The organism is Paenibacillus sp. J22P277, from assembly GCF_059383675.1.
In genome coordinates this window covers 180,215-201,769 of the sequence record NZ_JBXENS010000011.1, presented here as the reverse complement: position 1 = coordinate 201,769, position 21,555 = coordinate 180,215, and the positions used below count along the sequence as shown (strand labels likewise).

Annotated in this window: 21 protein-coding genes and 1 riboswitch; of the genes, 19 read left to right on the top strand and 2 right to left on the bottom strand. The window is 58.4% G+C overall.

The features are described 5' to 3' along the window. The first annotated feature begins 14 nt into the window (after positions 1–14). From galU to AC50YL_RS32885, 9 genes are all read left to right on the top strand, one after another. Positions 15–905, top strand: coding sequence for a UTP--glucose-1-phosphate uridylyltransferase GalU (galU, locus tag AC50YL_RS32925; RefSeq protein ID WP_494837616.1), 891 nt, complete (start codon positions 15–17; stop codon positions 903–905). Then, positions 895–2,061: a glycosyltransferase family 4 protein gene (locus tag AC50YL_RS32920; RefSeq protein ID WP_494837615.1), complete on the top strand. Its 1,167-nt coding sequence runs from the start codon at positions 895–897 to the stop codon at positions 2,059–2,061. Before galU ends, AC50YL_RS32920 begins: the two co-directional genes overlap by 11 nt. Beyond that, entirely contained in the window at positions 2,024–3,208 is a 1,185-nt protein-coding gene (locus AC50YL_RS32915) for a glycosyltransferase family 2 protein (RefSeq protein ID WP_494837614.1), read from the top strand. The genes AC50YL_RS32920 and AC50YL_RS32915 overlap by 38 nt, the downstream gene beginning before the upstream one ends. Next, positions 3,159–4,226: a glycosyltransferase family 1 protein gene (locus AC50YL_RS32910; RefSeq protein ID WP_494837613.1), complete on the top strand. Its 1,068-nt coding sequence runs from the start codon at positions 3,159–3,161 to the stop codon at positions 4,224–4,226. The genes AC50YL_RS32915 and AC50YL_RS32910 overlap by 50 nt, the downstream gene beginning before the upstream one ends. A 3-nt stretch (positions 4,227–4,229) precedes the next feature. Continuing rightward, positions 4,230–5,126, top strand: coding sequence for a glycosyltransferase family 2 protein (locus AC50YL_RS32905; protein WP_494837612.1), 897 nt, complete (start codon positions 4,230–4,232; stop codon positions 5,124–5,126). A 71-nt stretch (positions 5,127–5,197) separates the two neighbouring features. Further along, complete coding sequence (locus AC50YL_RS32900; RefSeq protein ID WP_494837611.1) at positions 5,198–6,271, top strand: EpsG family protein; 1,074 nt, start codon at positions 5,198–5,200, stop codon at positions 6,269–6,271. Between the two features lie 12 nt (positions 6,272–6,283). Beyond that, entirely contained in the window at positions 6,284–7,018 is a 735-nt protein-coding gene (locus AC50YL_RS32895) for a glycosyltransferase family 32 protein (RefSeq protein WP_494837610.1), read from the top strand. Between the two features lie 11 nt (positions 7,019–7,029). Further along, on the top strand, positions 7,030–7,644 hold the full coding sequence (locus tag AC50YL_RS32890; RefSeq protein WP_494837609.1) for a sugar transferase: 615 nt from the start codon (positions 7,030–7,032) through the stop codon (positions 7,642–7,644). A gap of 5 nt (positions 7,645–7,649) precedes the next feature. Further along, positions 7,650–8,810: an aminotransferase class I/II-fold pyridoxal phosphate-dependent enzyme gene (locus AC50YL_RS32885; RefSeq protein WP_494837608.1), complete on the top strand. Its 1,161-nt coding sequence runs from the start codon at positions 7,650–7,652 to the stop codon at positions 8,808–8,810. Between the two features lie 28 nt (positions 8,811–8,838). Here AC50YL_RS32885 and AC50YL_RS32880 read toward each other — a convergent pair whose 3' ends face one another. Beyond that, positions 8,839–9,495, bottom strand: a complete 657-nt coding sequence (locus tag AC50YL_RS32880; protein ID WP_494837607.1) for an acetyltransferase — start codon at positions 9,493–9,495, stop codon at positions 8,839–8,841. A 180-nt stretch (positions 9,496–9,675) separates the two neighbouring features. On the opposite strand from AC50YL_RS32880, the gene AC50YL_RS32875 reads away from it, so the two are divergent. The 10 genes from AC50YL_RS32875 to AC50YL_RS32830 all read left to right on the top strand — a co-directional run bounded on the left by AC50YL_RS32875 (position 9,676) and on the right by AC50YL_RS32830 (position 21,075). Further along, positions 9,676–10,860 carry a nucleotidyltransferase domain-containing protein gene (locus AC50YL_RS32875; protein WP_494837606.1) on the top strand — a complete coding sequence of 395 codons (1,185 nt, stop codon included), beginning with the start codon at positions 9,676–9,678 and terminating at the stop codon, positions 10,858–10,860. Beyond that, positions 10,857–12,080 (top strand): glycosyltransferase, encoded by a 1,224-nt coding sequence (locus tag AC50YL_RS32870; protein ID WP_494837635.1) that lies wholly within the window; start codon positions 10,857–10,859, stop codon positions 12,078–12,080. Before AC50YL_RS32875 ends, AC50YL_RS32870 begins: the two co-directional genes overlap by 4 nt. Further along, positions 12,070–13,110 carry a glycosyltransferase gene (locus tag AC50YL_RS32865; RefSeq protein WP_494837605.1) on the top strand — a complete coding sequence of 347 codons (1,041 nt, stop codon included), beginning with the start codon at positions 12,070–12,072 and terminating at the stop codon, positions 13,108–13,110. Before AC50YL_RS32870 ends, AC50YL_RS32865 begins: the two co-directional genes overlap by 11 nt. 4 nt (positions 13,111–13,114) lie before the next feature. Then, a complete protein-coding gene (locus AC50YL_RS32860) occupies positions 13,115–14,272 on the top strand; it encodes a polysaccharide pyruvyl transferase family protein (RefSeq protein WP_494837604.1) in 1,158 nt (385 codons plus the stop codon). Between the two features lie 7 nt (positions 14,273–14,279). Then, positions 14,280–15,473 carry a glycosyltransferase gene (locus AC50YL_RS32855; RefSeq protein WP_494837603.1) on the top strand — a complete coding sequence of 398 codons (1,194 nt, stop codon included), beginning with the start codon at positions 14,280–14,282 and terminating at the stop codon, positions 15,471–15,473. A gap of 12 nt (positions 15,474–15,485) precedes the next feature. Further along, on the top strand, positions 15,486–16,670 hold the full coding sequence (locus AC50YL_RS32850) for a glycosyltransferase (RefSeq protein ID WP_494837602.1): 1,185 nt from the start codon (positions 15,486–15,488) through the stop codon (positions 16,668–16,670). 11 nt (positions 16,671–16,681) lie between these two features. After that, positions 16,682–17,872, top strand: a complete 1,191-nt coding sequence (locus AC50YL_RS32845; protein ID WP_494837601.1) for a glycoside hydrolase family 88 protein — start codon at positions 16,682–16,684, stop codon at positions 17,870–17,872. Between the two features lie 22 nt (positions 17,873–17,894). After that, positions 17,895–19,442 (top strand): lipopolysaccharide biosynthesis protein, encoded by a 1,548-nt coding sequence (locus AC50YL_RS32840; RefSeq protein WP_494837600.1) that lies wholly within the window; start codon positions 17,895–17,897, stop codon positions 19,440–19,442. A gap of 5 nt (positions 19,443–19,447) precedes the next feature. After that, positions 19,448–20,500, top strand: coding sequence for a UDP-glucose 4-epimerase GalE (galE, locus tag AC50YL_RS32835; RefSeq protein ID WP_494837599.1), 1,053 nt, complete (start codon positions 19,448–19,450; stop codon positions 20,498–20,500). Between the two features lie 320 nt (positions 20,501–20,820). Then, a riboswitch (cyclic di-GMP riboswitch) is annotated at positions 20,821–20,903 on the top strand. A 13-nt stretch (positions 20,904–20,916) separates the two neighbouring features. Continuing rightward, entirely contained in the window at positions 20,917–21,075 is a 159-nt protein-coding gene (locus tag AC50YL_RS32830; protein ID WP_494837598.1) for an anti-repressor SinI family protein, read from the top strand. Between the two features lie 21 nt (positions 21,076–21,096). On the opposite strand, the gene AC50YL_RS32825 is transcribed toward AC50YL_RS32830, so the two are convergent. Further along, a complete protein-coding gene (locus AC50YL_RS32825; protein WP_494837597.1) occupies positions 21,097–21,426 on the bottom strand; it encodes a helix-turn-helix domain-containing protein in 330 nt (109 codons plus the stop codon). Between the last annotated feature and the right edge of the window lie 129 nt (positions 21,427–21,555).

Sequence of the window (21,555 nt, the reverse complement as noted above, 5' to 3'; positions counted from 1 at the left end):
GACGGGGGCATAGCATGATATCGAAAGTGAAAAAGGCGATCATCCCGGCGGCGGGACTCGGAACCCGGTTTTTGCCGGCCACGAAAGCGATGCCCAAAGAGATGCTGCCGGTCGTGGACAAGCCGACCATCCAGTATATCGTCGAAGAAGCGATCGAATCCGGCATCGAGGATATCATCATCGTGACGGGCAAGGGAAAGCGGGCGATCGAGGATCATTTCGACAGCTCGATGGAGCTGGAGACGCTGCTGCAGGAGAAACGCAAATTCGAGCTGCTGAGCGAGGTGCAGAAGTCGTCCAACATGGTCGACATTCACTATATTCGCCAGAAGGAACCGAAAGGTCTCGGCCATGCGATCTGGTGCGCGCGCAAGTTTATCGGCAACGAGCCCTTCGCCGTGCTGCTCGGCGACGACATCATCGCGGCGGAGAAGCCCTGCCTGCGGCAAATGATCGAGAAATACGACCGGTACAATTCTTCCATCATCGGCGTCAAGGGCGTGCCGGACGAGCAAGTATCCCGTTACGGGATTATCGACGGCTTTCGGATGGAGGATGCGCTGTATCGCGTCAATCACCTGGTGGAGAAGCCGAAGCGCGAAGAGTCGCCTTCCAATATGGCGATCATGGGCAGATATATTTTAAGTCCGACGATTTTCGATATTTTGGGCGAACAAGTGCCCGGGGCCGGCGGCGAGATTCAACTGACCGATGCCATCGCCAGACTGAACCTCATGGAGGCCGTTTACGCCTACGAGTTCGAAGGCACGCGCTACGACGTAGGCGAGAAGATGGGCTTTATCCAGACGACGATCGAATTCGCCCTGCAGCGCAAAGAGCTTCGCGACGAGTTGTTGGCGTATTTTTCCCTCGTGCTCGAGCGGGAATCGGTTCATGCCGAATAAGATCCTGTTTTGCGCCACCGTCGATTATCATTTCCGCGCGTTTCACCTGCCCGTCATGGAATGGTTCAAGCAGCGGGGATGGGAAGTTCATGTAGCCGCGAAGGGAGAATTGGACCTTCCTTTCGTCGATCGAAAATTCAATCTGCCGCTTGAACGTTCGCCTATCCGCGGCAATAACTGGAAGGCTTTCCGGCAGCTGCGAAGCTTGGTTAAACAAGAGGGGTACGACATCGTGCACAGCCACACTCCGATGGGCGGCGTTCTCGCGAGGCTGGCGGCCAGCGGATCGAGGAAATCCGGCACGAAGTCGATCTATACGGCGCACGGGTTTCATTTTTGCAAAGGCGCGCCGTTGCCGAACTGGCTGTTATACTATCCCATCGAGAAGATGCTCGCGCGGATGACGGATTGCCTCATTGCCATTAACGACGAGGATTACGCGCTTGCGACGAGCCGCAAATTCAAGGCCGGCCGGATCGCCCGCGTCCATGGCGTCGGCGTCGACATGTCCCGGTTCCGGCCGGTCGCGCCGGAGCGGAAGCTTCGCTTGCGGGAAGCGTTCGGATACGCGAAGGACGAGGTGCTGTTCTTTTATGCCGCGGAATTCAACCGCAATAAGAACCACAAGGTGCTGATCCAAGCGGCCGCCTTGATCAAGGAGCGGCATCCGGAAGCCAGGCTGCTCTTCGCCGGGGAAGGGGCGCTGATCGGGGAAGCGAGGCAGGTCGCCGCGGAACTGGGCATCCGGGACCGCGTGCATTTCCTGGGGTACCGCAAGGACATCGACAGCCTGCTGCCCATGTGCGACGCGGCCGTGTCCGGCAGCTTCCGCGAGGGGCTGCCCGTGAACATCATGGAGGCCATGGCCTGCGGGCTCCCTGTCATCGGGGCGCGCAACCGGGGCCATCTGGAGCTGGTCGCCGACGGACGGAACGGCTTCGTCCCGGAGCCGGACGACGCAAACGGATTCGCGGACGCCATGGGAGCCCTATGCCGGTCCTCCGACGTGCGGGCGAGCATGGGGCAAGAAAGCCTGGCGCGGGTCAAGGCGTACGAATTGAACCGCGTCGTCGGGGAATTGGGGGCGGTATACGCCGCCTATATGATGGGAGAAGGAAATGAAGCCGACAATCAGCATCATCGTGCCCGTTTATAACATGGAGCGCTACGTCGCGCGATGTTTGGACAGTCTATTGGCCCAAACGTTCGCCGATCTGGAGATCATCGCGGTGGACGACGGATCGACCGATTCCACGTGGCGGATCCTTCAGGCGTACGCGCTCGCGGACAAGCGGATCGTTCCGGTTCATCAGGAAAACCGCGGCGTGTCGGCGGCGCGGAATACCGGCCTTCTGGCGGCCGCCGGCGAATACATCGGCTTCGCGGATCCCGATGACTGGGCGGATCCCGAGATGTACGAGATCTTGCACGAGGCCGCGCTGCGGCACCGGTCGGATATCGTCATGTGCACGTACGTCCGCGAATTCGGCACGCATGCGAGCGAGAAGGTATTCGCCTTGCCGGATCGGACGGAATATCGCGGCGGCGAGGTTCGCTCCGTCATGCTGCGGCGGCTTATCGGTCCCGTCGGGCAGGAAGTGGCCCAGCCCGATTATTTGGATGCCTGGGGGACCGTATGGTCCAAGCTGTACCGCGCTTCGCTGATCAAGGAGAACCGGCTGGCGTTCGTCGACCTGAGCGTGATCGGCAGCAACGAGGATTCCTTGTTCAATATTCACGCGTTCTACCATGCGGATTCGTTCCTGTTCGTCAATCGGCCGTTGTACCATTACTGGCGGGCCAATGCCGATTCGATCACGTCATCGTACAATCCCGAGCTGGAACGCAGGTTCGAACAATTGTACGCCCACATGGAAAAGTTTCTTCGCGAGAAGAAGCTTCCCGTGACGTTCCATCGGGCGCTGAACAACCGGATCTGCCTGAACGTCCTCGGCTTAGGGCTTAATATCGTCGGCAACCGCCAGGCTTCGGCATTCGGCCATATGCTTGCTTTGCAAAGGCTCGTCTCCGGCAAAAGGATCGCGCAATCGTTCCGGCAGTTCGAGTTTCGCCATTGTCCGCCCGCATGGAGAGCGTTCTTCTTATGCGCCAAATATCGGTTCGCCGCGGGACTGTATCCGATGCTTCGCACGATCAATTGGATTAGATTCAGGAATACGAGGAGTGTGCGTCTTGGAACCAGTTCGAGTACTGCAGGTCGTCACCGCCATGAACCGCGGAGGCCTGGAAACGATGATCATGAACTACTACCGGCGGATGGATCGGACCAAACTGCAGTTTGACTTCATGGTTCACCGGACGGAACGGGGGCATTACGACGATGAAATCGAACGTCTGGGCGGCACGATCCACCGCATGCCCAACATCCGTCCCGGCCATTACGGACGCTACTTCCGCTTGTTGGATCAATTTTTCGCGGAGCATCCCGAATATGCCGTCGTGCATGCCCATATCAACGAGAACAGCAGCTTCGTCCTGAGAGCCGCCAAACGGGCGGGCGTCGGCTGCCGCATCGCGCACAGCCATCTCAGCGACCTGGGGCTGGATAAGAAGCTGCCTTTCCGCCTGTATGCCCGCATGTTCATGCAGGATAACCCGAACCATTATTTTGCCTGCTCCCGCAAAGCCGGGCAATGGCTGTTCGGGAAGGGCGTCGAGCGCGAAGGCAAGCTGGTCGTGCTCAATAATGCCGTCAACGTGCAGGATTTCGCCTATGACGAAGAGGCGCGGCATGCGGTCAGACGCGAGATCAGGGCGGGAGACAAGCTCGTGATCGGGCATATCGGCCGGTTCAACGAACAGAAGAACCATGAGCAGCTCCTTGAGTTGTTCGATGCCGTTCACCGGCGGAAGCCGAATACATTGCTCGTCATGGCCGGTGAAGGGCATCTGCGTCCCGCGATCGAGCGGAAGGCGGAGCGGCTTGGCTTGACCCCGCATGTGCGGTTCCTGGGCGTGCGTACCGATATTCCGCGGTTGCTGCAAGGCATGGACCTGTTCTTGTTCCCCTCCTTGTTCGAAGGACTGCCGGTGGTGCTCGTCGAAGCGCAGGCCGCCGGACTCCGGTGCGTGGTCTCCGACGCGATCACGAAGGAAACCGACGTGACGGGCAACGTATCGTTCTTGAGCCTGAAGGCGCCGCCGGACGAGTGGGCGAACCGGATTCTTCAGCCCGGGTACGAGCATCGGGATACCTCGCGGCAGCTGCGCGAGAACGGATACGATACGGCGACCATGGCCGATTGGCTGGCGGAGTTTTATTGGCGCCAGATGCCGGGTCGGCAGAAAGCCGGGGGATAACGGATGCGGCCTTTGCTAACGGTATTCACGCCGACCTACAATCGCGCCTATACCCTTCATCTGTGTTACGAGAGCCTAAAACGGCAAACATGCGGAGATTTCGTCTGGCTGATCATCGATGACGGTTCCTCGGACGATACGGAGCGGCTGGTCGCCGGATGGATCGAAGAGGCGCCTTTCGAGATCCGCTATCATTACCAAGCGAACCAAGGCATGCACGGCGCCCATAACGCCGCGTATGAACGGATCGACACGGAGCTGAACGTATGCATCGACTCCGACGACTACTTGGCGGACGACGCGGTGGCGAACATCGTCGGGTTTTGGAAACGGCACGGGGACGACCGGTTTGCCGGCATCGTCGGACTGGATGCGGCGCCGGACGGGACGCTGATCGGCACGCGCATGCCGGAGGGGCTGCCGGCCTCCCCGTTGACCGATCTGTATGCCAAGCACGGCGTATCCGGGGACAAGAAACTGGTCTACCGTTCGGCGCTGACGCGAAGCACGCCGCCGTATCCGATCTATGCCGGCGAGCGCTACGTGCCGCTGTCGTACAAATACATGCTGATCGACCAGGAATGCCCGCTGCTGATCCTGAACGAAGTGTTGTGCATCGTGGAATATCGGCAGGACGGTTCCAGCCTCAACATGATCAAGCAATATAAAACCAATCCGCGGGGCTTCGCCTTCTTCCGCAAAACGGCCATGCAGCTTGCGCCCACGTTCAAGCAACGGCTTCGCGAGGCGGTGCACTACGTATCCAGCAGCCTGATCGCCGGGAATACGCGGTTTCTGCGGGAATCCCCGAGAAAATGGCTTACGCTGCTTGCCGTGCCGCCCGGATCGCTGCTCTATCTCTACATTCGGCGAACGAACCGGTCGACGGTCAAACGATAACAGGATGAATCGAAACGGGTGGAAGCGCGCGGTTACGCGGCCGCCGGCAGAAAGGAACGACGCTACGACCTATGACTATGCTATGGCTTACCTTGGCGGCCGTCTTCATGCTCGGCTTGACGGCCCGTTACTTTTCCGCGGCGTCGCGAAGCATTCCGTCTTCCGTCGCGCCGAACAAACTGATGGCCGTTCTGGCGGCGGGCTGCCTCGTCGCGGTAGCGGGCTTGCGAAACAATATCGGCGATACGTATTTCTACATGCATAGCTACGAAACGACCGATTTCCTGCTTGCGATCTACAAAGACCAGAAGGATATCGGCTTCAACGTGTTCCAGTACCTGCTCAAGCTGATCTCGAACGATCCGCAGCTGCTGATTTTCGTGACGGCGCTGCTGACGAACGCGTTGATCGTGATCGGCTTGTACAAGTATTCGCGCCTATTCGAGCTTAGCTTGTTCGTCTATATCGCATCGGGCGCGTTCGTCGTGTCCATGAACGGGATCCGGCAGTATTTGGCCGCCGCGATCGTGTTCGCCGCGACGACGTACATCTTCAAAGGCAGCTGGAAGAAATACATGGCGCTCGTGCTGTTCGCTTCGTTCTTCCACCAGAGCGCGCTCGTGATGATCCCGATGTATTTTATCGTCCGCCGCAAGGCGTGGACCGCCGTCACCTATGGGTTGCTGCTGCTCGCGATTCTGATCGTGCTCGGTTTCAACCAGTTCTCGAGCGTGTTGTTCTCCGCGCTCAAGGATACCCAGTACGGGGAATACCAGAATTTCTCCGAGGGCGGGGCCAACATCATCCGGGTCATCGTCAGCGCCGCGCCGCTCGTGCTCGCCTACTTGGGACGGGATAAGCTGCGGTCCGAGTTTCCCGCGATCGACGTCCTCGTCAATTTGTCCATCATCGGGGTCGTCATCATGATCATCTCGACGCAAAACTGGATTTTCGCGCGTATCGCGATTTATTTCTCGCTTTATCAGATCGTCTTGATCGCATGGATCATCAAAGTATTCCGTCAGAAGGACCAAAAGCTGGTTTACGGTCTGGTGCTGGTCTTCTATCTGCTGTTCTTCTTCTACGAGAACGTCCTGACTTTAGGCCTCCAATACGGAAGCGACTATTTGAATTGGTTTAGTTAAAGGAGAATTATCATGGCCGCTGGCGCAAAAATTCCCCGCATCGTCCACTACTGCTGGTTCGGGCGGGGGGAGAAGCCCAAGAAAATCCGAACCTGCATGAAGAGCTGGCCGAAACACCTGGACGGCTACGAGATCATGGAATGGAACGAAGACAATTTCGATATCGCGGCCAACCGGTACGTCAAGGAAGCGTACGACGCCAAGAAATACGCCTTCGTGAGCGATTACGTGCGGCTGCACGCGCTCGATCGATTCGGCGGCATTTATTTGGATACGGACGTCGAGGTCGTCCAATCGCTTGACCGGTTTCTGAATCACGAGGCCTTCTCGGGCTTCGAGGACGAGACCTTCCTGCAGTCCGGCACGATGGGGGCGGTGCCGGGGCATCCGTGGATCAAGGAACTCTTGGCCCATTACGCCGATCGGCGTTTCCTGCTTTCGGACGGCAGCCTCGATACGACGACCAATACCGCCGTGATCAGTCAGATCTGCAAGCGGCACGGACTGCGCCTGAACGGCGAATACCAGGAGCTCGGCAACGGCGTGACCTTCTACCCGCGCGTCTTCTTCAGTCCTTACGATTACATCAACGGCGGCATCTACCGCACGGCCGACAGCTATACGATCCATCACTTCGCGCAGTCTTGGCTGCCGGCGAAGGTCCGGTTTCGCGGGCATGTCAAACGGACGGCAAGCCGCTTGATCGGGCCGGCGAATATCGCCAGGCTGCGAAAAATTTTCTCCTAGGGGGGCAAGGGATGAAACGATTATTCGATCTGGCGGTCGCGATTCCCCTGCTGATCGCGGTGTCGCCTATTATGCTGGTCACGGCAATCCTGGTGCGCGCCAAGCTCGGATCGCCCGTCGTATTCACGCAGCGGCGTCCCGGACTGCACGGGAAGCCTTTCCACGTGTATAAATTCAGGTCGATGACGGACGAACGGGACGCGGAGGGCCGCTTGCTGCCGGATCACGTCCGATTGACGGCTTTCGGCTCCGCGCTGCGCAAGTTCAGCCTGGACGAGCTGCCGCAGCTGTGGAACGTGGTCAGAGGCGACATCAGCTTGGTCGGACCGCGGCCGCTGCTGATGGATTACTTGCCGTTGTACAGCCCGGAACAGGCGAGGCGGCATGAAGTCCGTCCGGGCATCACGGGCTGGGCGCAGGTCAACGGGCGGAACGCGATATCGTGGGAAGAGAAATTTCGATTGGATACGTGGTACGTCGATAACAGAAGCTTCGCGCTCGATATGCGCATCTTGGCCATGACGTTCATGCGGGTCGTCAAGCCGCAGGGTATCAGCAACGGAGAACATATGACGATGCCGGTCTTCCGGGGGACGGCCGGCGGCGATCATGAAAGCAGAGGATGATTCCAGTGACAGCAGCTCAAGAACGCATTTATTTATCGGCGCCGCATATGAGCGGACGCGAACAGCAGTACGTGCAGGAGGCTTTCGCGAGCAATTGGATTGCCCCGCTCGGACCGAACGTGGACGCGTTCGAGGCCGAGGTCGCGGCGTATGCGGGCGTCAAGGGCGCGGTCGCGCTCAGCTCCGGCACCGCGGCGATCCACTTGGCGCTGCGTCTGCTCGGAGTCGGCAAGGGCGACCGCGTCTTTTGCTCGAGTTTAACGTTCGTGGCCAGCGCCAATCCGATCCTGTACGAAGGGGCCGAGCCGGTCTTCATCGATTCGGAGCCGGACAGCTGGAATATGTCCCCGTACGCGCTGCGGCGGGCGCTGGAGGAAGCGGAGAAGGCGGGAAAAATGCCGAAAGCGCTGATCGTCGTCCATTTGTACGGGCAAAGCGCCAAAATGGCCGAGATCGCCTCGCTCTGCAGCCAATGCGGCGTGCCGGTAATCGAGGACGCCGCGGAATCGCTGGGCTCCACGTACGGCGGCATTTCCAGCGGTTCGTTCGGAAAATTCGGCATTTACTCGTTCAACGGCAATAAAATCATTACGACTTCCGGCGGCGGCATGTTGATCTCCAACGACGAGGAAGCGTTGAAGCAGGCGAGATTCCTGGCAACGCAGGCGCGCGATGCGGCACCGCATTATCAGCACAGCCACCTGGGATACAATTATCGCATGAGCAATCTGCTGGCGGGCGTCGGGCGGGCGCAGCTTCAGGTGTTGAATGAACGGGTGGCGGCCAGGAGAGCGATCTTCGAGCGCTACAAGCAGGCCTTCAAGGATATCGAGGGGTTTTCCTTTATGCCGGAGCTTGCGAACACGACATCGAATCGGTGGTTGACGGCGCTGACGGTGGATGAACGGAAGGCGGGCATCCGTGCATCGGAGCTGCTCTCCTCCTTGGCGGAAGCGAATATCGAAGCGCGTCCCGTATGGAAGCCGCTGCATCGTCAGCCGTTGTTCGACGGCGCGCTGTATTATCCGCATCAGGAGGACGAAAGCGTGTCGGATGCGCTGTTCGCTTCCGGCCTCTGCCTGCCCTCGGGTTCCGGCATGACGCCCGCGGACCAGGAGCGGGTGGTCGACTGCATGCGGCAGGCGATGGCGATCGCGGCAGGGTAACGAAGCGAAGACGAACAATCGGCGGACGCTATAAATAGCGTTCGCCGATTTCGCGTTTGCGGACGGTTCTCGCGGGGGAGCCGTAGGCGATGCTGCAGTCGGCGATATCCGACAACACGACGGCGCCGGCGCCGACGACGACATGCTCGCCGATCGTCACGGAGTGGATGACGCTGGCGCCTAAGGATACGGTGCTGTAGCTGCCGATCCGGACTTGGCCGCCGGCAGCCGAGTTCGGCGCGAAATTCACGAAATCGCCGACGCGGCTGTCATGATCGACGGAAGCGTTGGTATAGAGGATGACGTGCTCGCCGATATGCGCATCGCTGTTGACGACGGCTCCCGCCATCAGCACGGTACCGGCGCCGATCTCGGCCCCTCGCGCGACGGCGGCTTGCGGATGAACGGCGGTGACGAACGAGAAGGACGGGCGGATAGCCAGAATCGATCGGACGACCTTCGCGCGCGTCCAATTGTCGCCGATGGCCGCGAAGCCTCCGAGGATGTCCGCGCCGTTCGCTGAGAGATAGGATTCGTCGCCGAGCACCTCGTAGCCGTAGAAGCCCGTTCCGGGCGCTTTATGATTATCCAGTATGCCGGCAATGCGGTACCGGCCCTCTTTTTCAATGACGTCGATGACCGTTTTGGCATGTCCGCCGGCACCGAAAATCACGATGTTTTCCATAGTTCGCGGCTCTCCTGTTCATGGGCTGGCGGTTTTGCGGAAACGGGCGATTCGGCCCGCGGCCGTTCCAGCATTCTTAATTGACAATGCTCCGTTCGGGGTGTTACGCTGTACGTAACCGTTCGTTAAATAGAACAATATTTTGAAATTTGTTCGTTGGGCTTGATGAAGGAGAAACCTATGCGCGATCGATCGACTCTCAATACGGCAGCATTCCCGCAGGAGATGCAGCTGCTTCTCGCTTTGCTGAAAACCGAAAACAAGGACGGATTTGCGGCGAACGGCCGTCATCTGCTTCGCGATACGGATTGGCGTTCGTTTATCGCGCTCGCCAGGCATCACCGCGTGGATCCTTACCTGCATGCGATCATTCAAGCCCGTCCGATCGAGGAGATGCCGGCTGGCGTCGTTCGCGCGCTTCAGCGCGATTACCGTCAGAACGCCCTCCGCATGCTGCAATTGAGCGGCGAGATCGATCATCTCGGCCGCCGGTTCGCCGAGGCGGACATCCGCATCCTTAATTTGAAGGGACCGGTCATCGCGAAGGAGCTGTACGGCGACATCTCGCTTCGTACCTGCGGCGACCTGGACTTCCTGATCCCCTTACCGGAATTATATCGGGCCGAATCGCTGCTTGTCACGCTCGGTTATGTCAAGGACGACTATATTCACAGCGTGCTGGGCGATTGGAAATGGCGCCATCATCATATCACCTTCTCGCATCCGCAGAAGGGCATCAAGGTCGAGCTTCATTGGCGGCTGAATCCGGCGCCGTCGAGCGATCCCGATTTCGAAACGCTGTGGACTCGCAGAAGAGTCAGCCTGTTGACAGGGCAGCCCGCTTATTATTTGGGCAGCGAGGATTTATTCCTGTTCTTGGCGTCGCATGGAGCGAGGCACGGCTGGTCGAGGCTGCGCTGGCTGCTCGACATCAAGATGCTGATGAAACAGCATCCCGATGCGATCGGTCTGCTCAACAGGCTGCGGGAGCACCGCCAATCGCATACGGGCGGTCAAGCGCTCGTGCTGGCAGCCGAGCTGCTGGGGGCGGAGACCGCGCGGGAGCTCGAAGCGTTGACGGCCGCGCCGAGGCCGCGGGAACTCGCCGAAGCCGCGCTTTTTTACGTCGGTCGCATGCTTAATCTTCATGATCCGCCGCTTCCCGCGGACGTCGAACGCTACCACAAGCGGCATCTGTACGCGCTGCTGACGCGCAGGCAGCGGCTGCTGTTCCGGCTGAGCTTCCTATTCCCGTACCCCGAGGATGCGGAGACGCTTCCGCTGCCGAAGCCGCTGCATTTTCTATACGTTCCGCTTCGCCCGTTTTTATGGAGCTGGAGAAAGATGGCAGGTGCATGGAAATGAAAACGATCCTGATCGCTTCTTACGATATGGAGATCGGCGGCGTCGAACGCAGCTTGGCCGGCATGCTCGACCAATTCGATTACGGCCGCCACGAGGTCGATCTGATGCTCTACCGGCACCAGGGCGAGTTCATGGGACTGCTGAACCGCCAGGCCAGGCTGCTGCCCGAGCAACCGGCATACGCCACGATGCGCGAATCCATCTCGCGGATTGTGAGGAGCGGGCAGCTCATGATCGGTGCCGGCCGGGTACTGGCGAAGCTGCATGCGGCCTTCATCGGGTACCGCAAGCGCAGCAAGGAGCCGGGCTATTACCAGATGCAATTGATATGGCGCTATGCGCTGCCGTTCCTGCCCCGGATGGAACGCGAGTACGACGCCGCGATCAGCTACCTCTGGCCGCATGATTACGTAGCCGAGAAGGTACGGGCGAAGACGAAGATCGCCTGGATCCATACGGATTATTCCACGGTGGAAACGGACCCGGCGCTCGATGCGGCGATTTGGGACAAGTACGACCGGATCGTTGCCGTGTCGGAGGCCTGCAAGGAATCGTTCCTGGTCAAGTACGGTTCGCTCCGCGGCAAGGTTACGGTGATCGAGAATCTCATTTCGCCGGACTTCATCTCCCGCATGGCGGCCGAGGAAGCCCCGAATCCGATGCTGCGGGACAGTCGTTTCAAGCTGATTACGGTGGCCCGGTTCTCGAGCGCCAAAGGAATCGACAATGCCGTTCGGGCCATGAAGCTGCTGCGGGACGGCGGACATCGGGATATCGCCTGGTACGTAGTCGGCTACGGCGGGGACGAGGCGATGATTCGCGGCTTGATCGCGGAATACGGACTGCAGGACAGTTTTATTTTGCTGGGCAAGCAGACCAACCCCTACCCTTACATGGCGGCCGGCGATCTCTACGTGCAGCCGTCGCGTTACGAGGGCAAAGCCGTCACGGTCGTCGAAGCGCAGATCCTGGGCAAGCCGGTGCTGATCACGAATTATCCGACAGCGGCGAGCCAGGTGCAGGACGGCGTGGACGGGCATATCGCCGAGCTGTCCGCGGCAGGCATCGCGGCGGGCATCGAACGCTTGTACCTCGACGATGCGTACCGGACGCGGCTGGCCGCGAAATGCGCACTGACGGATTATCGGAACGGCGGCGAGCTGGAGAAGCTGTACGCCTGCTTCGAACGGAAGAAGGAAGGAGCCGCCCATGCCAAATAAAGTCAGCATCGTCATCCCGGTCTACAATGCCGAGCGCTTCCTCGTGCCGTGCGTGGAGTCGCTGCTGGCCCAGACGCTGGACGCGTGCGAGTTCATCTTCGTCAACGACGGTTCGGTCGACCGGAGCGAGCTGATCCTCCAAGGATTCGCTGCGCGGGACGACAGAGTCGCGTTGATCAATCAGGCCAATCAAGGCGTGAGCGCGGCCAGAAACGCGGGACTGGCCGCCGCGACGGGCGACTATATCGGATTCGTCGATGCCGACGACACCGTGGCGCCCGACATGTTCGCCACGCTTTACGAAGCGGCCGTGCGCGATCGGTGCGACGTGGTGTTCTCGAATTACGAGAGCGAGATCGGCGTCCATCGCAGGGTGACGCGGTTCCCCTTTCCGGCGGGCAAGCTTCTGGGCGAAGCGTGCATTCGCGACGAACTGCTCCCTTACCTCATCCAGGCGGACGACCTGCATTCCGTTTGGAACAAGCTGTACAAGCGTTCGATGATCGTCTCGCGCGGGATCGCGTTTCCCGAGAAGGTCGCGCTCGGCGAAGACGGGCATTTCAATCTTCTGTTTTTCGGCGCGGCCGAGGCGATCAAGTACGTGGATTATACCGGTTACTACTATAAGGAAACCGCGGGCAGCGCCACGCGGAATATCGTGGATCAGGATTATTTCAAGCGGGCCGTCGAGGTGTTCGAGACGCGGTTGCCGGAGCAATTTGCCGACAGGGTGGCGGGCGAGCGGATCGTCGAATGGAAATCGGTGCGGCTGATCCATACCGTGATGTCGATCGTGCATCTTTATTTTGCGCCGTCCGCGAATGTCGGACTGGGCAAGCGGTACGCCTACCTGAGAGGCGTCGTTCGCAGCAAGCAGGTCCGGGAAGCATTGCAAGTGTACGAGCAGGCTCGTCCCGCGCCGAACCGGTATCAGAAATGGCTTGTCGTCCTGCTGCGGCGGCGGTTCACGGCAGGGTTGTTTCTAGCGACCCTGTACAGCAGATACAGAAATAAGCAAGCGGAGGGATAGGATTATGAAAATCATGATGTTCGCCCACGGAGGAAGCTTGAACCGGGGCTGCGAAGCGATCGTTCGCGCTTCGACCGATCTCATCAAGGGGCAGATCAAAGGCGCGCAGGTGCATCTGGCATCCGACAGGCCGGAGACGGATCAAGTCATTCGGACGCTCGACGGCATTCACGACGGCGCCGCGGTTCCTCTGGCGAAGTATTCCTACGACTGGCTCGTGTCCGCCGTGAAAGTAAAGCTTTTCAAGGACGAATCGTACGCGCTTCGCAGGATTCACCGCAACGTCATCAAGCATATCGACGATATGGACGTGTACCTCTCGATCGGCGGCGACAATTACTGCTACGGCGAACAGCCGGGCTGGTACGAGATCGACCGCAGCGTGAAGAGCAAGGGCAAGAAGCTCGTGCTCTGGGGCTGCTCGATCGGCGAGGAGGACATGTCTGCGCGGAAGCTCGAGGATTTGAAGCTGTTCGACCTCATCTTGGCGCGCGAGACGCTCACCTACGACATGCTGCGCGGCAAGGGACTGACGAACGTGAAGCTATGCGCGGACTCCGCGTTCACCATGGAGAAGGAAGAGCTTCCGCTGCCGGAGGGCTGGCAGGAAGGCAACACGGTCGGACTTAACTTCAGTCCGCTGGTGTGGGAACGCAATAAGGAATCCCAAGCCGCGGTCAAGGATTTGATCGCGCATATCCTGGCGGAGACCGACATGACGATCGCCTTGACCCCGCACGTGATCCAGAACGGGAACAACGACTTCGAGCTGTTGGAGAAGTTCTACGAAGCTTACAAGCATACGGGACGCGTCCTGCTGATTCCGGGCGATCTGACGGCGATTCAATACAAGGGCTATATCGCGCGGATGCGGTTTTTCATCGGGGCGCGGACGCACGCGACCATCGCCGCGTACTCCAATTTCGTGCCGACCATGGTGCTCGGCTACAGCGTGAAATCCAAAGGGATCGCGCTCGATCTGTTCGGCGAGCAGAAGCTCGTGCTCGGCATTCACGAGATCGGCGACGGACCGAAGCTGATCGGCAAGTTCAAAGAGATGCTCGCGGAAGAGCAAGCTTTGGCGGCGGCGCTGCGCCAGGCGGTCCCGAGAATCCAGAAGCTGTCCCGGCAGGCCGCCGAATACTTGCAGGAGTTGGCGTGAGGCGGGCATGAAAAAGAAGCTACTGTTCGTGATTCCGAGTCTGACTTCGGGCGGCGGGGAGCGCAGCCTCGTCAATTTGCTCGCGCAAATCGATTATGCCGCTTATGACGTCGACCTGTTCATGTTTCACCCGGAAGGCCTGTTCAAGGCCTTCGTGCCGCCGCAGGTCCGCATCGTGCCGGTGCCCGCCGCATACCGCGTGTTCACGATGACGATGGTGCGTTCCGTGGCCAAATTGCTAGCGGGCGGCAAGCTGTCGCTGGCCTTCCACCGCGCCATGTACAGCCTGCGCAATCGGTACGCCGACAACGTCTCGGTCCGGGAGCAGCGCAACTGGGTGCATCTCTCCAAAGCCTTCGAGCGATTGCCCGGCCGCTATGACGCGGCGATCGGCTTTCTGGAGAAGTCCTCGACTTACTTTTGCATCGATAAAGTCCAAGCGGACAAGAAGGTCGGCTGGGTCCATGTGGATTACGAGGAGATGGGCATGGATTCGGGTATCGACGACGCCTATTTCCGCCGGTTGGACTCGATCGTGACGGTGTCGGAGGAATGCGGCCATATCCTTCGCAAGGTATTCCCCCAGCACGGGAATAAGCTGCACGTCATCCACAACATCATCTCGCCCGCGGTTATCCGCCGTATGGCCGGGGAAAGCGAGCCGGACGTATTCGCCCGAAGGGGAGAAGAACTTGTCGTGCTGTCCATCGGCCGGCTCCACTACCAGAAAAATTTCGCGCTGGCGATCGATGCGTGCAAGGAGTTGGTGGCGCGCGGCTATCACGTCCAATGGAACATTATCGGCGAAGGCGAGGAACGCGCCGGCCTGGAGGCGGCCATCGCGGAAAGCGGGCTGCAGGCGCATTTCCGGCTGCTCGGCTTGCGTTCCAATCCGTATCCTTACCTGCAGCAGGCGGATATCTACGTGCAGCCATCGCGGTTCGAGGGGAAATCCATCGCGATCGACGAAGCGAAAATCCTGAGCAAGCCCATCGTCGTCACCAATTTCCCGACGGCCAAGGATCAGATCACGGACGGCGTGGACGGCCTGATCGTGCCGATGGAGGCGAGGGCCGTCGCGAACGGCATCGAGAAGCTGATGCTGGACCGGGAGTTGACGGCGAAGCTGTGCGGGCATCTGGCACGGCATATGACCGGCACGGAAGATGAAATCGAGAAGCTGTACAAGCTTCTGGCATAGGGTGGTACGGAAGTGAAGAAAAAATTGCTGTTCGTCATGAACGATCTGTACTGCGGCGGGGCGGAGAAATCGCTGTTGTCGCTGCTGCAAACGATGGACTACGCCCGATACGAGGTAGACGTGCTCCTGTTCAAGCAGGAAGGCGATCTGTTGGATCAACTGCCGCCGCAGGTGCGCCTGCTGGACGGAATACCGGAGTTCGACTGCTTCCGGCAGCCGATCAAGCAGGCGGTCTTCTCGAGCGTAAGAGCCGGGAGGCTGGATCTTGCGCGCGCCCGGATCGGGGCCGGCATCGTGTTCAAGACCGAAAAGAACGGCGCCAGAAGCGAGCAGAAAGCTTGGAAGCACATCGCATCGACCCTGCCTCGTCTGCAAGGGACCTACGATGCGGCGATCGGCTACCTCGAGAAGGCCCCGGTTTATTACGTGATCGACAAGGTGAACGCCAAGAAGAAGCTCGGCTTTATCCATACGGATTACGACAGGATGGACATGGACGCGGCTATCGACCGCCGGTATTTCGGACGGCTCGATTATCTGGTCTCCGTATCCGAGGCGAGCGTCGATACGCTGAAGCGGAGGTTCCCGGAGTACAGGAATAGAACGGTTCTGATGCAAAATATCGTATCCCCGCCGATTATCCGCGACATGGCCGGTCCCCGGCCGGGCGTGCTGACGGACGAAGCGGTGACGATCGTATCCGTAGGCCGGCTGGAGCGGGCGAAAGGCTTCGAACTGTCCGTTCGGGCTTGCGCCTTGCTTGTCCGGGCCGGGTATAACGTGAAATGGCACATCGTCGGCGAAGGGTCGGAAAGGTCGCGTCTGGAGCAGCTGATCGCGCAGCATAACCTGCAGCATCATGTTTTTCTGCCCGGCGTCATGGATAATCCCTATCCGTATATCCGTCACTGCGATATTTACGTGCAGAGCTCCTTATACGAAGGGCGCTGCCTAACGCTTACGGAAGCCAAAATCCTGCATAAGCCCATCGTGTCGACGGATTTCGAGGCTGCGTACGATCAGTTGGTCCAGGAACGGAACGGCTTGATCGTCGCCAAGGATCCGGCCGCGATCTGCGAAGGCGTGAAGCGGCTGATCGACAGTCCCGCCCTGCGCGAGGCGTTCGTACGCCATTTGCAAGACGAAGAGCTCGGAACGGAGCAGGAGATCGAACGGTTGTATCAATGGATCGGTTAGGAGGTAGCGAAATGGTTGCTTACATACTGGGCGGATTGCTCCTGGCGATAATCCTCGTCGTCGCGCTGATCGACGCCGTGCCGAGCCTGGCGGAGTGGCAAAGCCGGATACGCATCGGCCGGTATTCGGATACGAAGACCTGGAGCGAGCGAATCACGCGCGTCGGGATCGGCTGGTTGAACCATGCGCCCAAAACGAAAGTCACGGATAACACAAGGCTGGTCGCGCTCGACATGCTGAAGGGCAATTATACGAAAAGCGCCATCCAGCACTGGCAGGAAGCTTCGCTGCTGCTTGGATTGAACGACTATGCGGCCGCTAGCGGAGATGCTTCGGCGAGGCAGGCGATCGAGACGTACGTGGATGCCCGCATCGACGCCGCGGGCCGTTGGAAGCTTGCCCCGCAATACGTGGAAAGCGTCATGTTGGCTTATGCCGTGTTGAAGTCCGCGGCGGCCGAGGAATCGGAACGGTTCAAGCCGGCCATGGACGATATGTGGGCGCTGATCCAATCGTTGATCGGCGAGGACGGCACCGTCCTGTACCGCCGCGCCGTGAAGGATTACCGGTACGTGGATACCGTCGGGTTCATATGCCCGTTCCTGGTGGCGTACGGCTTGAAGTACGACAAACCGGAATGCGTCTCGCTGGCCGTCCGACAAATTCAAGCCTATGCGAAAGCGGGCATGCTGGAAGGGCATTTTATCCCCAGTCATGCCTATCATGCCGGAAGCGGCGTTCCGCTCGGGCTCTACGGCTGGGGACGCGGCCTGGGCTGGTTCGCGTTAGGGCTGATGGGGGCATGGCAGGAGCTGCCTGCCGGTCACGCGGCCAAGTCCGAACTGACGCCGACGGTGGTCAAGTTCGCGCGGGCGGCGCTTGCCTTTCAGGGCGAGCAAGGCAATTGGAACTGGACGGTCACGCGGAAGGAAGCGCGCGCCGATGCTTCGGCAACGGCTGCGCTCGGCTGGTTCCTATGGGAAGCCTCGGCGATCGGCGAGATCGCGGAAGAATGCCGGCAGGGCGCGGAGAAGGCGATCCGGTATCTCATGAGCGTCACGAGAAGAGACGGCACCGTCGATTTCTCGCAAGGCGATACGAAGGACATCGGGGTGTACGCGATGCTGTTCACGCGGCTGCCCTTCACGCAGGGCCTATGCATCCGATTAATGAACGCCTATAGCAGCGCAAAGGCGATGTAGGTACGGCAGATAGGGGATAACCATGAGGGTCAAGAGCTCGCTCATCAACATTGCGGCAGGAGTCGGCAATCAGCTCGTCATTACGATATTGAGCTTTGTTTCCAGAACCGTATTCATCAACAGCCTCGGCATGGAATATCTCGGGGTCAACGGGTTGTTCACCAATATATTATCGATGCTGACGCTTGCCGAGGCGGGCATCGGCTCGAGCATCGTGTACAGCCTGTACAAGCCGGTAGCGGACAACGATATCGACCGCATCAATAAACTGATGAAGCTTTATCGCCGGGCGTACCAGATCATCGCGCTGATCGTGACGCTGCTCGGCTTGTCGCTCCTGCCGTTTCTGGACGATGTCGTAAAGGGTGCCGACGTGCCGCATCTGACGATCATCTACCTCGTGTTTCTGCTGAATACCGTGACGCCGTACTTGTTTTCGTACAAGAACTCCTTCCTGAACGTCAGCCAGAAAGGGTACATCGTCACGCTGGCTTTCTCGGTCTCGTCGATCGTCTCGACATGCATCAAAATCGCCATCCTGTACATGACCAAAAACTACATCCTGTTCCTGATTATCGACAGCGCGATCACGCTGACGACCTCCTACATCCTTACGGTCGTTGCCAATAAGATGTATCCGTTCTTGAAGCGGAAGGTGAAGGGGCTGCTGGATCCCGAGACCAAGCAGGGGATCATCAAGAACGTCAAAGCGATCGTATTGCAAAATATCGGCGGCTACCTGGTGCTCGGAACGGAAAATATTTTGATTTCGGCGTTCGTCAGCGTCATCGCGGTGGGCTTGTATTCCAACTACAAGATGCTCATCGAGATCGGCAGGACGTTCATCAATCAGGTGTTCAACAATCTCTATCACAGCGTGGGCAATCTGGTGTCGAAAGAAAGCGGGGACAAGATCTATCAGGTCTACAAGGTCATGCTCCTGCTCAGCTTCTGGCTGTACTCGCTCTTCACGATCCTGCTGTATATCCTGATCGAGCCTTTTATCCGGCTCTGGATCGGCGCCCAGTACTTGATGTCCGGCGGCGTGCTCGCGCTGCTGATGCTGCTGTTCATCGAACGGGGCATGCGCAATTCCATCTCCACGGTGAAAACGACCGCCGGGATTTTTCATGAAGACCGCTTCGTTCCGCTGGGACAAGCGGCCGTCAACTTGGCGATCTCGATCATCCTGGTCCGCGAGATCGGCATCGCCGGCGTCTTCGTCGGTTCGCTGGCCAGCGCGCTCGTGCTGCCGTTCTGGACAACGCCGTACCTGGTTTACAAAAAAGTGTTCAAGCTGTCGGTCATCGATCATTATCGCAAATACGCCTATTACGGATTGGTTGCCTTAGGCGCTTTTTTTGCGGCGGATTCCATCAGCGGCTTGCTCCCGGCACCCGACTTCATGCATTTGATCGCAAAAGGGGCGATTGCTTTTGCCGTCGTCAATTTGCTCTACATCATCGTGTTTCACCGTTCCGCGGAGTTTGCTTACCTGCTGGGCATTATGAAGAGCTTCGCGGGAAAGCTTGCCGCCCGCGCGAAAACGAGTCGGAAAGTGGAGGTGTAGGAAACATGGCCATTCTAGTCACCGGGGGAGCCGGGTATATCGGCAGCCATACGTGCATCGAGCTGATCGAGGCGGGATACGAGATCGTCGTCGTCGATAATTTCTCGAACAGCAAGCCGGAGGCGGTGGACCGCGTCGCCCGGATTACGGGAAAATCGTTTCCGTTCTATGAATTGGACCTGTTGAACCGCAAGGGTCTGGACGAGGTGTTCGCCAACCATGCCATCGAGGCGGTCATCCATTTCGCCGGGCTGAAGGCAGTCGGGGAGTCGGTGCAGCTGCCGCTGTGGTATTACTACAGCAATGTGACCAGCACGCTGGTGCTATGCGAGGCGATGCAAAAGCACGGCGTGCGCAAGCTGGTATTCAGTTCCTCGGCCACGGTCTACGGCGCCCCGAAGGAAGTGCCGATCGCCGAAGACGCGGCCATCGGCGCGACGAATCCATACGGTCGCACGAAACAGATGATCGAACAAATCTTGCAGGACTTGGCGGGAGCGGATGCAGCCTGGGGCATTACGATATTGCGCTACTTCAATCCCATCGGCGCGCATAAGAGCGGCATGATCGGAGAGAGCCCGACGGGGACGCCGAACAATCTCATGCCGTATATTTCGCAAGTGGCGGTCGGGAAGCTGAAGCAGCTGCAGGTATACGGCAGCGATTATCCGACGGCGGACGGGACGGGCGTGCGGGATTACATTCACGTCGTCGATTTGGCGTTGGGGCATGTGAAGGCGCTGGACAAGCTGTTGGCGCGGCAGGGCGTCGGCATTTACAATCTGGGTACCGGACGGGGCTACAGCGTACTGGAGATGATCCAGGCATTCGAGCGCATATCCGGCAGGCGGATCGCCTATGCATTCGCCGATCGAAGGCCTGGCGATATAGACATCTGTTACGCGGATACGACCAAGGCGAGCGAGGAACTCGATTGGAGAGCGATCAGAAGCCTGGAGGAAATGTGCGAGGACACCTGGAGATGGCAGTCGAGCAATCCGGACGGCTACAAGAAAGAAAGCGCCGAACCGATAATGAATATACCGAGCGCAGGTTGAGACGGGAGCGAAAGCTTCCGTTTTTCTAGGTCTAATTACCTAGTTACGATGAATGAATATCGAGAAGAGGCAGAAGAAAGCAGAGGAAGAATATCAAAGGCGGCTATTTTGGCGTTTGACGAATGAAAAAATTGGCGAGTACCGGGGGATTTTGCGGATACCTGTAAGGGGAAGAAGGGGAGAATCGAGGGAAATAAGGCGAAAAAGGGATTAATAACGGAATTCGACAAATATATGCAAAAAAAGTCAATTCGCTTCGACAATTTTCGATGGAATGGTACCATAGTCTTATGTATAATGGGTAATAAAGGTAACGATAATCTACAATTGGAGACAATGAAGTGCGTTTTTATCTGGGCACCTTAAACGCATGGAGTCAGTGGTGCAACCGGCCGATGACAATCGGAGGAAACAACGTGAACAAGACAATCGTAGAAAACAAAGAATTGTTGGATGTTGAATGGGTGGCCTTGATTATGTATGCGCGCGAGATGGGACTTAGCATCGAAGACGTGCGCAGCACGTTGGACAAGCTGCAGAATGCCGACGTGCAAAATAAAGCAGAAGCGGGCTAACCGCGATTCTGCTTACGCGGATTAGTCGCGGTTGATCTTCCATTTGTTGAATTCCAGGAACTCTTTAAATTGTTCTTTGCTTACGCCGGACAGCATAGCCTCTTTGACCAGCGCTGCCCATTCCGTATCCAATTGCTCATTCGCGCCTTCTTTGGCCTCGGATTGAAGAAATTCCTCGACGGTAATCCCCAGAACGACTCCGATTTTCTCCAGAAATTGAATGGACGGGTTTTGTTGAATGCCGCGCTCGATCGAGCTAAGATAGGACTTGGCAACGCCCGCTTTCTCCGAAAGCTCAGTAAGGGAAAGATTCTTTTTTTTACGCAACATTTGAATTCGTTCTCCAATCATTGACGAATGCCTCCTTTTCCAGTGTATGATCCATTAACCGTTCTCTCTATAAAGAATAAGGCTTCTGATTAATGGATTGCAACTCTTGCAAGGAAGTTGAAACGTTTTCAGGGAAATATCCTTCGAGAT

What these genes read in the sequence shown, in the direction of transcription:
- AC50YL_RS32840 (WP_494837600.1), top strand. Translation starts at nt 17,895, where the DNA reads ATGAGGGTCAAGAGCTCGCTCATCAACATTGCGGCAGGAGTCGGCAAT.
- AC50YL_RS32890 (WP_494837609.1), top strand. Translation starts at nt 7,030, where the DNA reads ATGAAACGATTATTCGATCTGGCGGTCGCGATTCCCCTGCTGATCGCG.
- AC50YL_RS32905 (WP_494837612.1), top strand. Translation starts at nt 4,230, where the DNA reads ATGCGGCCTTTGCTAACGGTATTCACGCCGACCTACAATCGCGCCTAT.
- AC50YL_RS32870 (WP_494837635.1), top strand. Translation starts at nt 10,857, where the DNA reads ATGAAAACGATCCTGATCGCTTCTTACGATATGGAGATCGGCGGCGTC.
- AC50YL_RS32845 (WP_494837601.1), top strand. Translation starts at nt 16,682, where the DNA reads ATGGTTGCTTACATACTGGGCGGATTGCTCCTGGCGATAATCCTCGTC.
- AC50YL_RS32920 (WP_494837615.1), top strand. Translation starts at nt 895, where the DNA reads ATGCCGAATAAGATCCTGTTTTGCGCCACCGTCGATTATCATTTCCGC.
- AC50YL_RS32900 (WP_494837611.1), top strand. Translation starts at nt 5,198, where the DNA reads ATGACTATGCTATGGCTTACCTTGGCGGCCGTCTTCATGCTCGGCTTG.
- AC50YL_RS32875 (WP_494837606.1), top strand. Translation starts at nt 9,676, where the DNA reads ATGCGCGATCGATCGACTCTCAATACGGCAGCATTCCCGCAGGAGATG.
- AC50YL_RS32860 (WP_494837604.1), top strand. Translation starts at nt 13,115, where the DNA reads ATGAAAATCATGATGTTCGCCCACGGAGGAAGCTTGAACCGGGGCTGC.
- AC50YL_RS32825 (WP_494837597.1), bottom strand. Translation starts at nt 21,426, where the DNA reads ATGATTGGAGAACGAATTCAAATGTTGCGTAAAAAAAAGAATCTTTCC.
- AC50YL_RS32910 (WP_494837613.1), top strand. Translation starts at nt 3,159, where the DNA reads ATGATCATGAACTACTACCGGCGGATGGATCGGACCAAACTGCAGTTT.
- AC50YL_RS32855 (WP_494837603.1), top strand. Translation starts at nt 14,280, where the DNA reads ATGAAAAAGAAGCTACTGTTCGTGATTCCGAGTCTGACTTCGGGCGGC.
- AC50YL_RS32880 (WP_494837607.1), bottom strand. Translation starts at nt 9,495, where the DNA reads ATGGAAAACATCGTGATTTTCGGTGCCGGCGGACATGCCAAAACGGTC.
- galE (WP_494837599.1), top strand. Translation starts at nt 19,448, where the DNA reads ATGGCCATTCTAGTCACCGGGGGAGCCGGGTATATCGGCAGCCATACG.
- AC50YL_RS32865 (WP_494837605.1), top strand. Translation starts at nt 12,070, where the DNA reads ATGCCAAATAAAGTCAGCATCGTCATCCCGGTCTACAATGCCGAGCGC.
- AC50YL_RS32915 (WP_494837614.1), top strand. Translation starts at nt 2,024, where the DNA reads ATGAAGCCGACAATCAGCATCATCGTGCCCGTTTATAACATGGAGCGC.
- AC50YL_RS32895 (WP_494837610.1), top strand. Translation starts at nt 6,284, where the DNA reads ATGGCCGCTGGCGCAAAAATTCCCCGCATCGTCCACTACTGCTGGTTC.
- galU (WP_494837616.1), top strand. Translation starts at nt 15, where the DNA reads ATGATATCGAAAGTGAAAAAGGCGATCATCCCGGCGGCGGGACTCGGA.